The 14,471-nt window shown below is 39.9% G+C and carries 24 protein-coding genes; 23 read left to right on the forward strand and 1 reads right to left on the reverse strand.

Going from position 1 to position 14,471, the window contains the following annotated elements; all coding sequences use genetic code 11:
* Positions 1–253 precede the first annotated feature (253 nt).
* Complete coding sequence (locus J4526_02725) at positions 254–394, forward strand: chromatin protein Cren7 (protein ID WFO75796.1); 141 nt, start codon at positions 254–256, stop codon at positions 392–394.
* A gap of 24 nt (positions 395–418) precedes the next feature.
* On the opposite strand, the gene J4526_02730 is transcribed toward J4526_02725, so the two are convergent.
* Positions 419–793 carry a hypothetical protein gene (locus J4526_02730; protein WFO75797.1) on the reverse strand — a complete coding sequence of 125 codons (375 nt, stop codon included), beginning with the start codon at positions 791–793 and terminating at the stop codon, positions 419–421.
* Positions 794–881: 88 nt separating this feature from the next.
* Here J4526_02730 and J4526_02735 point away from each other — a divergent pair, with 88 nt between their 5' ends.
* The 22 genes from J4526_02735 to secY all read left to right on the forward strand — a co-directional run bounded on the left by J4526_02735 (position 882) and on the right by secY (position 14,470).
* Positions 882–1,850 (forward strand): MoxR family ATPase, encoded by a 969-nt coding sequence (locus J4526_02735; protein WFO75798.1) that lies wholly within the window; start codon positions 882–884, stop codon positions 1,848–1,850.
* The gene (locus J4526_02740; GenBank protein WFO75799.1) at positions 1,816–3,831 is read left to right on the forward strand and encodes a VWA domain-containing protein; all 2,016 of its coding nucleotides are present in this window, start codon (positions 1,816–1,818) and stop codon (positions 3,829–3,831) included. Before J4526_02735 ends, J4526_02740 begins: the two co-directional genes overlap by 35 nt.
* Positions 3,832–3,852: 21 nt before the next feature.
* Complete coding sequence (locus tag J4526_02745) at positions 3,853–4,272, forward strand: 30S ribosomal protein S19 (protein ID WFO76297.1); 420 nt, start codon at positions 3,853–3,855, stop codon at positions 4,270–4,272.
* 13 nt (positions 4,273–4,285) lie between these two features.
* A complete protein-coding gene (locus J4526_02750; protein ID WFO75800.1) occupies positions 4,286–4,756 on the forward strand; it encodes a 50S ribosomal protein L22 in 471 nt (156 codons plus the stop codon).
* Positions 4,757–4,761: 5 nt separating this feature from the next.
* Complete coding sequence (locus J4526_02755) at positions 4,762–5,451, forward strand: 30S ribosomal protein S3 (protein WFO75801.1); 690 nt, start codon at positions 4,762–4,764, stop codon at positions 5,449–5,451.
* Entirely contained in the window at positions 5,441–5,665 is a 225-nt protein-coding gene (rpmC, locus tag J4526_02760; protein ID WFO75802.1) for a 50S ribosomal protein L29, read from the forward strand. Before J4526_02755 ends, rpmC begins: the two co-directional genes overlap by 11 nt.
* Positions 5,666–5,728: 63 nt before the next feature.
* Positions 5,729–6,010 carry a ribonuclease P protein subunit gene (locus J4526_02765; protein WFO75803.1) on the forward strand — a complete coding sequence of 94 codons (282 nt, stop codon included), beginning with the start codon at positions 5,729–5,731 and terminating at the stop codon, positions 6,008–6,010.
* 19 nt (positions 6,011–6,029) lie between these two features.
* A complete protein-coding gene (locus J4526_02770; protein ID WFO75804.1) occupies positions 6,030–6,383 on the forward strand; it encodes a 30S ribosomal protein S17 in 354 nt (117 codons plus the stop codon).
* Positions 6,383–6,805 (forward strand): 50S ribosomal protein L14, encoded by a 423-nt coding sequence (locus J4526_02775; protein WFO75805.1) that lies wholly within the window; start codon positions 6,383–6,385, stop codon positions 6,803–6,805. Before J4526_02770 ends, J4526_02775 begins: the two co-directional genes overlap by 1 nt.
* 19 nt (positions 6,806–6,824) lie before the next feature.
* Positions 6,825–7,268, forward strand: a complete 444-nt coding sequence (locus tag J4526_02780) for a 50S ribosomal protein L24 (GenBank protein ID WFO75806.1) — start codon at positions 6,825–6,827, stop codon at positions 7,266–7,268.
* A 12-nt stretch (positions 7,269–7,280) separates the two neighbouring features.
* Positions 7,281–8,039: a 30S ribosomal protein S4e gene (locus J4526_02785; GenBank protein ID WFO75807.1), complete on the forward strand. Its 759-nt coding sequence runs from the start codon at positions 7,281–7,283 to the stop codon at positions 8,037–8,039.
* The gene (locus J4526_02790) at positions 8,033–8,602 is read left to right on the forward strand and encodes a 50S ribosomal protein L5 (protein ID WFO75808.1); all 570 of its coding nucleotides are present in this window, start codon (positions 8,033–8,035) and stop codon (positions 8,600–8,602) included. The genes J4526_02785 and J4526_02790 overlap by 7 nt, the downstream gene beginning before the upstream one ends.
* A gap of 13 nt (positions 8,603–8,615) precedes the next feature.
* A complete protein-coding gene (locus J4526_02795; GenBank protein ID WFO75809.1) occupies positions 8,616–8,780 on the forward strand; it encodes a 30S ribosomal protein S14 in 165 nt (54 codons plus the stop codon).
* 47 nt (positions 8,781–8,827) lie between these two features.
* Complete coding sequence (locus J4526_02800; GenBank protein WFO75810.1) at positions 8,828–9,229, forward strand: 30S ribosomal protein S8; 402 nt, start codon at positions 8,828–8,830, stop codon at positions 9,227–9,229.
* Positions 9,230–9,242: 13 nt separating this feature from the next.
* Complete coding sequence (locus J4526_02805) at positions 9,243–9,800, forward strand: 50S ribosomal protein L6 (protein ID WFO75811.1); 558 nt, start codon at positions 9,243–9,245, stop codon at positions 9,798–9,800.
* Positions 9,797–10,195 carry a 50S ribosomal protein L32e gene (locus J4526_02810; GenBank protein WFO75812.1) on the forward strand — a complete coding sequence of 133 codons (399 nt, stop codon included), beginning with the start codon at positions 9,797–9,799 and terminating at the stop codon, positions 10,193–10,195. The genes J4526_02805 and J4526_02810 overlap by 4 nt, the downstream gene beginning before the upstream one ends.
* A 5-nt stretch (positions 10,196–10,200) precedes the next feature.
* A complete protein-coding gene (locus J4526_02815) occupies positions 10,201–10,659 on the forward strand; it encodes a 50S ribosomal protein L19e (protein WFO75813.1) in 459 nt (152 codons plus the stop codon).
* Between the two features lie 5 nt (positions 10,660–10,664).
* Positions 10,665–11,288 carry a 50S ribosomal protein L18 gene (locus J4526_02820; GenBank protein ID WFO75814.1) on the forward strand — a complete coding sequence of 208 codons (624 nt, stop codon included), beginning with the start codon at positions 10,665–10,667 and terminating at the stop codon, positions 11,286–11,288.
* Positions 11,285–11,926, forward strand: coding sequence for a 30S ribosomal protein S5 (locus J4526_02825; GenBank protein ID WFO75815.1), 642 nt, complete (start codon positions 11,285–11,287; stop codon positions 11,924–11,926). The genes J4526_02820 and J4526_02825 overlap by 4 nt, the downstream gene beginning before the upstream one ends.
* Before the next feature lie 26 nt (positions 11,927–11,952).
* Entirely contained in the window at positions 11,953–12,429 is a 477-nt protein-coding gene (locus tag J4526_02830) for a 50S ribosomal protein L30 (protein WFO75816.1), read from the forward strand.
* Positions 12,430–12,440: 11 nt separating this feature from the next.
* Positions 12,441–12,896 (forward strand): uL15 family ribosomal protein, encoded by a 456-nt coding sequence (locus tag J4526_02835; protein WFO75817.1) that lies wholly within the window; start codon positions 12,441–12,443, stop codon positions 12,894–12,896.
* 152 nt (positions 12,897–13,048) lie between these two features.
* Positions 13,049–14,470, forward strand: coding sequence for a preprotein translocase subunit SecY (secY, locus tag J4526_02840; GenBank protein WFO75818.1), 1,422 nt, complete (start codon positions 13,049–13,051; stop codon positions 14,468–14,470).
* The last annotated feature ends 1 nt before the right edge of the window (position 14,471 follow it).

Here is a 14,471-nt window from a genome sequence, read left to right on the forward strand (position 1 = left end):
GTAATGTTTGTTTTTAGATTTAATAGAACCCTAGGAAGAGATCTTATTAAGAATATTTAATTGCCTGTTTTAATTATTTGCAGTAATACGCATGGTTGCATCGCCTATTTAGTAAACAATGTTTAATGTACAATTAAACGTTTTTTATCAACAAGCAAGTAGTATCAATATACATTGACGTAAAGGCTTAAAAATATATCAGCATATAGAATAATCATGAAAAAGAACTCGTATGCGTAAGGGGTGAACACACATGCCCAAGTGTCCAAAGTGTGGAGCTGAGGTAGACAAACCAATCAAAACATGGATACTAGCACCCAAGGGCAGGAAAGGCGTTAAGATCGGCCTCTACAGGTGTCCAAACGGCCACTACTTCAGAGCAAAGGCCGAGTAACGCCATTAGCCCGTTGGGTATTTTTTAACATAAATTCATGTATTTTTTGTACAATCTCAAACCTTGTTTTAAAAGCTCCTTCTTCTTGTAGTCAATATAGAAAAACAGAGTCTCTCCGCTCTTTAATTCGATCATTAAACATATTTTATCGTTAAAACTAGATCTATTGATTCTAGTTATTTCATCGTATGGTATGTCTTCACAGAATCCATAGTCCTGTCTTTGGATCAATGCTTGAATTATTGCGTTATCTATTTTGCCCTTAAACCTCTTTTTTCGTGATACGATCTTTTCTGTTAATTTGCATATGGTGATGGCTTTTTCTCTAAACACGAGAGTATAATATACTTCTCCTTCACCGTATCCTTTGACCCAGTGTATGCGCACTTCTTTCTTCACGTGCTGTAAGCCCTCTATCTTCTATCTACCCTAGACCGTCATAATGATTACTGAATATAAGGTAGTATATATATTATGTATAGCGAACATGGCAGGGGAAAAAGTGTTGTCAAAGAACGTTGCTAGAGAAAACAGTATAGCTATCGATCCTATTGTAAAGAAAGTCTGGGAAATCTATGGTCAGGTGATAGAAGAACGTAAACCAGTAAGAAACCCTGTCAAAATACTTGAACTACTACGTACACAGTATAAGCTTCTTGTAGAACCTCGTGTAGTGTATCTAACAATTGCAGCATTTATGAACAATAGGCCTGTTCTCTTCGAAGGACCACCGGGCACAGGGAAAACAGAGATAGGCGAAGCAATACTTACTCTGTGGTCGGGTAAGACGGCTTTTATTCTCCCTTGTAGTGAGAATTATGATGAATATCGTGTAATAGGGGATTTCCATCCTGTAATGGCGATGTCTAAAGGATTTAATGAAGAAAGTTTCATACCAAGACCTCTGTTGGCAGCGCTAATACTTAATACAGGAATACTTATTGACGAGATAAGACGTAGCAGTGAAGAATTTCAGAATATGCTTCTAGACATAATTGATAAACGAAGAATTATTGTTCCCGAGCTTAAGAAGGTATATGTGCAAAGAGATATAGGGTTCCAAGTTATTCTGACTAGCAACCCTGAAGACATTGCACAGAATGAATTAAGTGATGCCTTCTTGCGTCGTGTAATTAGAATAAAGTTTAGTTATCCTGATCCCGAGACTGAAGCCCAGATTCTTAAATTGAGACTAGACAAAGATTATAACATGATCCCATCGAGTCTCTTAGGAAGGATGATTGATGTGGTTAATAAACTTAGAAAGGAGGCATCATATAAGCCGGGTCCAGCAGATACAGTGTCTTGGGCATCGCTCGCTGTAAGACTTGCCGTATCTCGTGGTAAAAAAGTTGTTGACAATAGAGATGTTATTGAATCCGGTGAAGTAGTATTGATAAAGAATTTGGAGGATGAGAAGCTTGTTCAAGACCTCTTGTACAGTGTGTTCAAGTAACGATAAAACGATTAAAGGAGATGCCGCCGCTTCTACGTACGACATAACTATTCGATTAGTAGAATTCCTCAATAGACACAAAATACGTGTTCCTCCATCACAAGTAAACCTTTATGCAGATATGCTGGAGACATTTGCTGCACTAAAAGGCGGTGTTGAAGTAGACGATATTATTTATCTGGCAAAATCAGTTTTCACAACGGTAAAGTGGACTGAGGATCTAGAAAAAGAGATAAAAGAGTACTTTATAGGTAGGAAACAAATAACCAGTATTAATGATATTATAGAGAGTAGTAGGATCGTTTCAAGAATCAAATTTGGGAAAAACTTGTCTACCACAGATCTATTTCCTCCAACAGCTTCTAAAAAAGATCTCTTGGAATATATTTTCTTAAGGAAAATAGGTGTGATACGACGTGATAAAAGTGGTAGATTAAGGGCTGTAAGATATAATGAATTCGTTAAGCTGGTTAAAAGAAGTAAGTATGGCTTGGAGAAAATTAGTATTGATGATGTAATAAAGTATATTCCCGAGATACCTTCATATCATTGGGCTAAACTACTTACTGAAGATATTCTTGATAAGGCATCACTTAATCAGCTTCTTAAACTAAGTATGCATGCAGCTCATTCAAGAAATAAAGGGTTGGGCAAAAAGATTCTTACAAGGATTTCACGTATACTTTCTGAGGGTCATCATCTTAAAGGAAAGCAACGCAAAATTGTATACAAATTAATGAAGCATACTGGTTATAGTGACGATACATTATTGTTTGAGACAATGTCGGTCTCTTCTAATATTGGTGATGCAAAAAGTCTTGAGCCCGAAAAAATAATCGATAAGATATCGGGATTACCTCTCAAGGAACGTATGAAAATAGTTTCCAAGCTTCAGAAGAGTATTGGTGATAAGGAGGAGTTATTTGATAAATTCGATCTTATAACATTATCTTCATTGAATTCATCGGTTAACAAAAGGCTGAAGAATAGAATATTTTTGGGTAAAGCATTAGGACAATTGATTAAATATTATATTACTGGTGATGAATCATATCTAGATTATGCAGGTCATTATCTAAGAAAAATTGATTTTAATAACTTAGATCCGAAGTATAAGCCCATATATGAGAGTCTGTTAGAAAATGATTTTTATGGAGCTTTAAATAAACTTAGTTTTCAGGATAAACAAGCTCTTTTAGAGTATACTATCTTTATTGCTAGAGATCAAAACTTAGTAAGTTCACGTGAAGAATTAAAAAAGGCTTTAGAACTAGGTTATAGGCTCTTAAGAAATGTTGTATTTAGGAAGGGCACCAAGTATGAAGGACGGAAAATTGTTACATTACGTGGAGAACATGTAGCTATTAGGAACACTATTTACCAGTTCATTAGGTTTAACTACAAAATGCTTTTCTCGAAGAAAATAAAAGGAAAGGACATAATTGCAGTTCTCGATACAAGTGGATCGATGCTGCCATATAGTCTCTGGGCGCTCATGACACTAGCTGCAGTTATTCATAGAGTTAGATATGTTGTTGTATTTTCTGAAACACCATCAGTTATTAGGATCGATAGAAAGAAGAAAAGTGTACTTATGAATATTCTAGAAAATATTTTGGAGACTAGTTTTCGTGGTTACACTGATATAGCTGGAGCGTTAAAGAAAACTCTTTCTCTATGTAGGAATAAATCAATAATCATACTGATTAGCGACCTTAAACAAACCCTTCCAGGTAACCCTCTCGAGACTGTTGTAGATATGGTCAATAAGGGTCATAAGGTTATTGTGATAACTCATCCTGATCACAATATCGATCTGGCCCATAAAATATCTGGTCTAGGTGTGGACGTCATTATAGTTGATTCCCCTTATGTAATACCCTTTATTCTTAAGAGAAAGCTAAACTTAAAAGGAGGCGTTGTAAAGGAGAGTAAAAGACTGGAAAATGTGTGGCTGAGAAACAATAATGTTATGGGGTAGTGGGGCTTGGCATCAGCAACAATAGAAATCCCGCCGGAATGGAAGAAATTCAGGTACAGAGGTAAGACATTGGAAGAATTACTTGATATGCCAATGGATGAACTTATAAACCTATTCCCTGCACGTCAGAGAAGGAGTCTGAAAAGAGGTTTGACCGAGGCACAGGTAAAACTTCTAGCCAAGATAAGAAAGGCTAGAGCGTTAATGGCGCAAGGCAAGAAAGTTGTTGTGAAGACGCATGTTAGAGACATGATTATACTTCCCGAGATGGTTGGTCTCACGATTGCTGTTTATAATGGTAAAGAGTTTATTCCTGTAAAGATAACTCCTGAAATGATAGGTCATTATCTTGGTGAGTTTAGTCCAACCTGTAAGAGAGTACAACATGGTGAGCCAGGACTTAAGGCTACAAGGAGCAGTATGTTCGTATCACTGAAGTAATGGGTGATAAAATATGCCAGAATGGCATTACTCATACAAAGTTAGAGATGAGTCAAAAATAGCTAAGGCAGTAATACGTGATGTCGATGTCTCGGTAAAGGATATGAGAGAATTAGTTAATGCAATAAAGGGATGGAAGCTTGACAAAGCAATAGAGTTCTTAAAAAGAGTTATTGAGTTAAAAGAGCCAGTCCCGTTTAAGCGTTATAAAGGTAAGATCGCGCATAAGCGTGGTATGGCCGACAAATGGAAGTGGCCTAGCGGGAGATATCCCGTTAAAGCAGCAAGATTTGTACTAAAACTGTTAGAGAACGTTAAAAACAATGCTGAGAACAAGGGACTCGATACAGAGAAGCTCGTAATACGACATATTGCTGCTCATAAGGGTATTACATTAAAACGCTGGATGCCTCGTGCTTTTGGGCGTGCAACCCCCAAGTTTGATAGAAGAAGTAGTGTTGAAGTAGTTGTTGAGGAGGTTTGATTAAAATGACTGGCCCGAGAATAAAGAGATACTTCTTGGAATATAATCTAAAGAAAGCAATGCTTGACGAGTTTTTAGCAAACTACTTCTATACAGCTGGCTATGCAGGTCTCGATTTATACAAGACCCCAACGGGGTATCGTGTCATAATATATGCCGAGTATCCTGGGAGAATAATTGGTAGAGGAGGAAGCGTTATCAGAAAGTTATCGCAGATTATACAGCGCAGATTTAACTTAGAGAACCCGAACATTACTGTATCCCCCGTACCTGACCCTGATCTAAATGCTCGTATTGTAGCTTTCAGAATAGTTAGGGCGCTAGAGAAAGAGATACCTTATCGTAGAATTGCTTTAGCCATGTTGAGAAGGATAATGGCGGCTGGTGCTGTGGGAGCAGAAATAGTTATAAGCGGTAAACTTAGATCCGAAAGAGCTCGTTATGAGAAACTTAAGGCAGGAAGAATTTATAAAGCTGGTGATCATGTCGAGTACATTGTTGATAGAGCTGTTGCCAAAGCTCTACTGAAGAGAGGTGTTTATGGAGTAGAAGTTATTATCGTAAAACCAGGTCTACGCCCGTCAGATTATGTTGCAATACGTGAGCTTAAACCGGAAGAACTTGAAGAACTTCGTCCTCAACCAGTTGAAACTCCTGTAGAAAAGAAGGAGGAGGTTGGGCAAAGTGAAGCCTGATGATATAAGGAAGATGCCTCCAGAAGAACGTATTAAGAAACTAAATGAACTTAGACTAGAACTACTAAAACTTAGAATGCAGTCACGAGTGGGGACACTAACTAATACGGCAAGAATAAGAAACATTAGAAGAGATATAGCTAGAATACTGACAATAATGAGAGAAGAAGAACTAGCTAAAGAAAAAGAGAAACAGAAGAAACGTGAAAAATAACCCAAAGACGCTGGCTGCGGTTTATTAACTACTTTAGTATAATTCCCGTTATGGGTAGTATTTTTGAAACATACGAGAAAGAACATATTTTATCATGAATTAATAGGATTAAATATACATGTACTCGAACATACAGATCCTTCTTTAGTTTGCGTTAGAGGCATTATAGTTGACGAGACTCAAAAGACTCTTCTCATACAGACTATTGAAGGGAAGAGGAAAAGAGTTTTAAAGGAACATGGTGTTTACGAGATACAGCTTCCAACAGGTGAGAAAGTAGTTATAAGGGGGTATCAGATTTTAGGTAGACCGGAGGATAGGTTGAAGAATATAGTGAAAAAATAGTAGATGAGAGGAATGAGTCATGGCTACAAGGAATATTGGTATACCGGGAATTAAGCCACCGGAAAAAGAGTGTAATGACCCTAAGTGTCCATGGCATGGTCATATTAAAGTACGTGGGACTATACTGACAGGTGTTGTTGTTAGCGCCAAGATGCAGAGAACTGTTGTCGTTAGGCATGATTACCTGCATTATGTGAAGAAGTATAAGAGATATGAGAAACGTCACAAGAAAATACATGCACATAATCCCCCTTGTATAAATGCTAAAGAAGGAGATGTCGTCATTATTGGTGAGACCAGGCCTTTAGCTAAAACAGTTGCTTTTGTAGTCCTTGGTGTTGTTGAAAGGAAAAGTAGTGAAGGTGGTAGGTGATGCCCAAGAAAGGACGTGGAAAACCAGCTATAGCTAGGAGAAGAATCAATACAGGGCTTCAAGTAGGTTCTTATGTTACTGTTGCTGATAATAGTGGAGCAAAAGAAGTTATGATTATTGGTGTACCGGGGTATAAGGGTAGACTAAGGAGAATACCGCCAGCTGGCGTAGGAGATCTTGTTGTAGTTACTGTTAAGAAAGGTACACCTGAGATGAGAAAACAGATCTTCAAAGCCGTTATTGTGAGGCAAAAAAGACCTTATAGAAGACCAGATGGTACATGGGTTTCCTTTGAAGACAACGCAGTTGTCATAGTTACTCCAGAAGGAACTCCAAAAGGTAGTGAGATACGTGGACCGATAGCTAAAGAAGCTGCTGAGAGATGGCCTCAGATTGCGAGTATTGCGACAATAATTGTTTGAATTTAGGAGGTGGAATAGAATGGTATTAACTACTTCATCAAAACCGAGTAAACAGAGAAAAGCATTCTTTAATGCACCACTCCACATAAGGCATAAATTCTTTAACGCTCCTCTATCGCCTGAGCTTAGGGAAAAATATGGTGTAAAACGACTGCCTGTAAGAAAAGGAGATGTAGTAAGAATTATGAGAGGAGATTTTGCCGGTCATGAAGGCAAGGTTGTAGAAGTAGACCTCAAGCGTATAAGGATCTACGTTGAAGGGGCACAGATTAAGAAGGCTGACGGTACACCTGTTTACTACCCTATTCATCCATCCAAGGTAATGATTGTAAAGCTTGACTTAAGTGATCCAAGGAGAAGAGACATTATAGAAAGGAGGAAAAAGACTATAAAAGAGGAATTAAGTGAAGGTGAAAAAGCACAGAGTAGTAGGGAGGAAGCTGAAGAAAAAGAGAGTAAGTAATAGGTGATAGCAATGGCTAGAATGGGTGGAAAAAGGCATTTAAAAGCACTAGCGGCACCAAGATTCTGGCCTATACTTAGAAAAGAATACAAATGGGCAGTAAAACCATCCCCAGGCCCTCACCCAATAAGCCGCTCGATACCCTTACTTATTATCGTAAGAGACATACTGAAGTATGCCAAGACAGCTAGAGAAGCAAGAAGGCTTATTGCTGAAGGACACTTTAAAGTTGATGGGAGAGTCAGGAAGAACTACAAGTACCCAGTCGGTCTTATGGATGTACTCGAGGTTGTAGATACAGGAGAGACATATAGAATGGTTCCAGTACCAGTTAAGGTCATGAGGTTATTGCCTATAGAGAAAGAAGAAGCTACGTTCAAGCTCTGTCGTATTGAGAACAAGACCACAGTGAAAGGAGGACATATACAGTTAAACCTACATGATGGAAGGAACCATCTTATACGTGTTGCTGACCCTACAAATCCTGTTGAAGACGTGTATGATACTCTTGGTACAGTAAAACTAGCTATACCAAACCAGGAGATTCTCGATTATGTACCATTGAAAGAAGGTGTGATAGCAATAATTGCAGGAGGACGTAACGTTGGTCGTGTAGGCAGAATAGTCTCCATAAAGAAGGGTATAAGGAGATTTAGAAGTATAGTTACGCTTGAAGACAAGAATGGTAATAAGTTCCAGACAAGCCTCGATTACGTATTCCCTATAGGTGTTGAAGAACCCTTAATTAAACTCCCTGAGGGTGCATGGTAATGCCGCTACATGACTACGTGAGTAACGTTGATGAGATCATAGAAAAATGGAATAAGCAACCAATGCTTAAACCTAGGATAGCCAAGGTTACAGTCAATATTAGTGTTGGAGCAGCAACAGAAAGATTACCCAAAGCAATAATGGTTCTTGAGGAACTTACTGGACAGAAACCTGTGCCACGTAGAGCAAAAAGGACAATAAAAGATTTCGGTATTAGAAAAGGAGAGAATATAGCTGCAATTGTAACGCTTAGAAAAGAGAAAGCAATAGAATTCCTTAGAAAAGCATTTGAAGCTGTAGGATACAGGCTTAAGGCATCAAGTTTTGATGAGTTTGGCAACGTATCTTTTGGTATAAAAGAGCATATAATGATACCTGGAATGAAGTATGATCCTGAAGTAGGTATATTCGGTATGGATATAGCTATCACGTTCGAGAGACCTGGATTCAGAGTTCTCCGTAGAAGAAGATGTAGAAAACGTAGTATTCCACGTAGGCATAGGGTTACAAAGGAAGAAGCAATGGTTTATTTGAATAAAGAATTCGGTGTAGAAATAGATTAGGAGGCGTATGCTTATGGGCAAGTATAGACCACCTAAAAAACACAAGTTCGGGAAAGGATCGAGAAAATGTATTAGATGTGGTTCCCGAGACGCGGTAATCCAGAAATATGGTCTCTATTTGTGTAGACAGTGTTTTCGTGAGTTAGCCCCGGCTCTAGGCTTTAAGAAATATAACTAGGTTTTCCTATTCCCATGCCCTAGGACAGAGAGTAGGGTGAGACAAAGATGGTCATGCTGGACACGCTCGCTAATGCGTTGGCGACCATATGGAATGCTGAAATGAGGGCGAAACCGGAAGCCCTGATTTGGCCTGCATCCAAGCTGATAATAAACGTACTTAGGGTTATGCAAAGAGAAGGTTACATTGGAGAATTTGAATACATAGATGATGGTCGTTGGGGCAAAATTAAGGTCCAGCTACTTGGCAGGATCAATAAAACCGGTGTCATTAAACCTAGATTGCCAGTAAAATATGTCGATCTAGAGAAAATGCCCCACTGGCTTAGAAGATATTTGCCTTCAAGAGATATAGGGATTCTAATAATATCAACACCCTATGGCGTCATGTCGCATAGAGAAGCTCTTGCAAAGAGAACTGGCGGGATACTATTGGCATACGTGTACTAAAGAGGTGAATACAATGGCTAAGGCAGTACATGTTGTTGAGACTGTAGAGATACCAGAGGGCGTGACAGTCGATATTAATGGTATGAAGGTTAAGGTTAGTGGACCCAAGGGTGTTCTCGAAAGAGATTTTTCGCATGCACGAGGTATTTTGTTACGTAAAGAAAATAATGAAGTTATTGTAGAGGCCTATTTTGCGTCGCGAAGAGAAAAAGCGCTTGTTGGAACAATAGCAGCACATATAAGGAACATGATTAAAGGAGTTACCAAAGGTTTCAGATACAAGCTCAAGATAATATTCTCACACTTCCCAATATCTGTAGAGGTTGACGAAGCGAACAAAATTGTTAGGATTAAGAACTTCCTGGGTGAAAAAGCCGACAGAATAGCAAAGATTATTGGTGATGATGTGAAGGTACGTGTTGAAGGAGAAGATGTTATTGTTGAAGGTATTGATATAGAGCATGTTGGACAAACTGCTGCCAATATAGAGCTTGCTACAAAAGTCAAAGATAAAGACCGTAGGATATTCGCTGATGGAATATATATTTATGATTGGGGTGAAGAAGAATGAGTGAATCAGGCAGATTATCTCGTTTACTTGAGTTGAGAAGGAAACTTAAGTCAAAGAAACCTGATTTCTATAGGCATTTATGGTGGAAGAAACCAAAATTTGCAAATGATCCAAAGTGGAGGAAACCTAAAGGTAATGATAATAAAATGAGGCTTAAGCTGAAAGGATACCCGCCGATGGTTGAGATAGGTTATCGGGGACCAGCTGAAGTAAGGGGGCTTCATCCAACTGGATTAGAGCCTGTTGTAGTTAATAGTGTTAGCCAACTCAATGATCTTGATCCGAATAAGCATATAATATATATTGCCTCCACTGTTGGTTTGAAGAAGAGAATTGAAATAGAAACAGCAGCAAGAGAGCGTGGATTCAAACTGGCTAATCCCATAAGGAGGTGAGTAACATGCCCGACTTGACAACCCAGAAAAGATTAGCCGCAGAAATCCTGGGTGTGGGTGTATCGAGAATATGGATTGACCCCGAGAGAATTGATGATGTTGCCGAGGCTATTACACGGGAAGACATCAAAAGGCTTATACACGATGGTGTGATAAAGGTAAAACCTATTCATGGCAACTCAAGGGCAAGATGGAAAGTACGTCATGAACAAAGGAAGAAGGGACGTAGAAGAGGCCATGGACGCAGGAAGGGAGACGCTACTGCCCGTCATGATAGGAAAGAGGATTGGATGAACAGGATTAGGAAGATAAGACGATTCCTGCGTTACCTAAGAGACCATAACATGATTGATAGGAGAACTTATAGGAGACTCTACAGGTTAGCTAAAGGAGGCGTTTTCAAGAGTCTGGCAAGCCTTAAACACTATCTCAAAGAACACGAGATCCTAAAAGAGGTAAGGTGAAGTAAATGGCTAGGGGGCCAACATACAAGGTACCTAGAAGAAGGCGGCGTGAAGGAAAAACCAATTACTATAAGAGATACAGAATGATACTTTCAGGCCACTTGAGATTCGTTGTAAGGAAGACGTTAAAGCATGTAATAGTACAGGTAATTAAAGCAGCGCCTCAAGGCGATATAACGATAGCGGCTGCACATAGCAGGGAGCTTGTGAAGAAGTATGGGTGGAAGGCTGGTTTAGGTAATACTCCTGCAGCATACTTGACAGGATTGCTTGCGGCTTTGCGAGCGAAAAAAGCTGGTGTAACTTATGCAGTTCCCGATATAGGTTTGCATGCCCCGACGAAAGGCGCGAAAGTATTTGCTGCAATAAAAGCAGCTAATGATGTTGGGTTAAAGGTACCGGTTTCAGACGAAGTTGTACCTTCAGAGGATAGAATTCGTGGTGTCCACATAGCTCTTTGGGCTAAGAAACTCAAGGAAGAATCCCCCGAACTGTTTGAGAAAAGATTTTCTCTCTATTTACAGAGAGGTTTTGATCCAGAGAATATTCCTGAGCATTTCGAGGAAGTTAAAAACAAGATTATAAACGACTATAAAGATGTTCTGGAGAAAGGGGGTGAAGGAGAATGAGTATGAGTGCTGTAGATAGAGCTGCTATCGAGGAATGGGTTCCTAGGACACGTGTTGGACGTATGGTGAAGGAAGGAAAGATAACGAGTCTCAAGGAGATATTTGATAGAAATCTCCCGCTTCTCGAGCCCGAAATTGTTGATTACCTTCTTCCCGATTTGAAGTATGAGAGACTAGATGTATCTATTGTCCAGAAAGTGACTGACGCTGGTAGGGTTTCTAAGTTCAGGGTTGTCGTAGTTGTTGGTAATGGAGATGGATTTGTTGGTGTAGGTTCTGGGAAAGCGAGGCAATACTTGGTTGCTTTACAGAAAGCGATTAGAAATGCTAAACTGAATATAACGCCAGTGAGGAGAGGTTGTGGAAGCTGGGAGTGTGGTTGCGGTAGACCACACAGTGTCCCATTTACTATTCAAGGGAAAGCCGGTAGTGTTAGAGTTATTCTTAAGCCAGCTCCTCTTGGCACGGGTCTAGTTGCTGGTGATGTTGCTAAGAAAGTTCTTAGAATGGCCGGTATCAAGGATGTTTGGACTGAGACCTATGGAGAGACTAGAACAACCTACAACTTCGCGATGGCTGTACTTGATGCTCTGAGGAACACCTATAAGTTCGTTACACCCTATGATTGGAGGAAGTAAATACTATGGGTGAAGGTGTGCCGGAAATGCCTTTATATGCCATAATAAGGATTAGGGGAAGAGTTGACGTACCTCCTGATATAGAGTATACATTGAAATTATTGAGGCTTCACAAGAAATATCATGCTGTGTTATATCCATCAGACTTACCCGGTATACAGGGAATGCTACAAAAAATAAAAGACTGGGCAACATGGGGAGAGATTGATAGAGAGACATTAATCGAGCTTCTACGTAAACGAGGTAGAATCATAGGCGATAAACCATTGACAGATGAGTTTGTAGAGAAAAAACTAGCAATCAAAGGTGGGATAGAGGGACTAGCCGACGCTCTTCTCAAAGGCGAAGTAAAGTATCATAAGCTAAAGTTTGTGAAACCTGTCTTTAGACTACATCCTCCTAGGGGAGGATTTAAAGGTAGTATAAAGAAGCCTTTTAATGATGGTGGCGAGTTAGGGTATAGAGGACAAGCAATAAATGAATTGATAAAGAAAATGCTCTAAGGTGATGAGTTATGGTCGTCAGGAGGAGGAAGAAATCAAGGAAACTTCGTGGCAGAACACGTACAATGGGATGGGGTAGAATAGGCCAGCACAGGAAATCTGGTAGCAGAGGAGGCTTCGGTTTAGTTGGTTTCCACAAACATAAGTGGAGCTGGACAGTGAAATATGCGCCAAACTGGTTTGGTAAACATGGATTTACTCAGCCTCCAGCAATAGTGGCTGAAATAAACGGTATCAATGTAGGTGTTCTCGACGAGATAGCTTATGAACTCGAGTCTAAAGGTATTGCAGAAAAAGAGAACGGTAAAATAGTGATTGATGTAACGAAACTAGGCTTCAACAAGGTGCTTGGTAGAGGACGTGTAACAAGACCGTTGAAAGTAATAACACCAGCTATAACTGAAAGTGCTCGTAAGAAAATAGAAGAAGCTGGTGGTGAAGTAGTAGTTTTATCTGAAAGCGAGTGATAAGGTAATCTTGTTTTATCTAGACTAATACCAACTTGGGTAGGGTTTCCGTTTTTATCGAAAATTAATATAGCATTCAGCTTCTTAGCAAAATATATAATCCTTACTCTGTAGGACTCTATTAGGCATCAGTGGCTGTGGGGAGCTAGCCAATGGGTCTCTTGGATGCTATGGCGAAAATTGCCAACTATATACCCACTGTCGAGAAACCAGCTCAAAAACCAGGACTCTATGAGCGTCTCTTCTGGACAGCTCTTGCTCTAGTAGCATATATTGTAATGGCTAACACGCCATTATACGGAATAGCTACAGCTGGACAAGGCCCTAATTTGCTCATGGTAGAAATAATATTTGCCTCGAATAGAGGTACATTAATGGAACTTGGTATAGGACCCATTGTAACAGCCGGTCTTATAATGCAGATTCTTGCAGGAGCTAAACTCATAGATATTGACTTGTCTAACCCCGAGGACCGTAAGAAGTTTACAGCAGCACAAAAGACCTTCGCGCTACTCCTAGCCCTATTCGAGTCAGTGATGTATGCAGCTGCCTGTAGATACTGGAGTTTCACCGGCAACCCGTTTACTGGCTGTGTCGCATCTGTATACCAGAGAGCTCTAGTGGCTATCCAGCTGTTTCTAGCAACATATTTCGTGATACTCTTGGACGAGATGATACAAAAAGGATGGGGTCTAGGAAGCGGTGTCAGTCTATTCATTCTTGCAGGCGTATCGCAGCGTTTACTTTGGAAGCTATTAAGCCCCATTACAATAGGTGATGAACCAGTTGGTTTCATACCATACCTTGTTGTTGCTTTGTCAACAGGCAACCTAGGAAGCATAATAATGAGACCTAGTGGCCGCGGAGACTTAATAGGCTTAGTTGTTACATTAGTGATAATATTCATACTGATATATCTACAGGGCATGAAAGTAGAGATACCAGTTACTTCAGCGAGACTAAGAAGCATAAAGACACGTGTGCCTCTGAAATTCCTCTATGTAACAAACATACCGGTTCTACTAGTTGGTATCCTGTACTCAGACATACTTGTATTCGCTACTTTGACAAGAACATACATGGGTCCGAGCTGGGTAGCAGATATACTAGCCAAGTATGATGAGAACGGTAGACTCATAGGAGGTATTGCTTACTACTTATCACCACCAGGAAGTCTCTTAACAACACTATATGACCCTATAAAAGCAGTAGTCTATGCAGTTAGTGTTATTGGTTTAGCAGTGATCTTAGGTCTCATGTGGGTTGAGGTTTCAGGATTAAACGCAGCCTCCCAAGCAGAGCAGCTAATAAGCTCAGGGCTGGAAATCCCGGGTATACGTAGGAATCCGAAGATACTCGAGAGAATACTTGCTAAATATATAACACCTCTTACAATACTTAGCTCGATAATTGTTGCAGCAATTGCTGTGACGGCTGATCTTCTTGGTGCCTATGGAACAGGTACTGGTATACTGTTGGCTGTAGGTATAGTCCAGCAGTACTACATGATGATAGCATACGAGAGAAGCCTTGAAGCATATCCTGCACTAAAGAGGCTCATTGGAGAGAAGTAGA

The organism is Desulfurococcaceae archaeon MEX13E-LK6-19, from assembly GCA_029637525.1.
Lineage (GTDB): Archaea > Thermoproteota > Thermoprotei_A > Sulfolobales > Desulfurococcaceae > MEX13ELK6-19.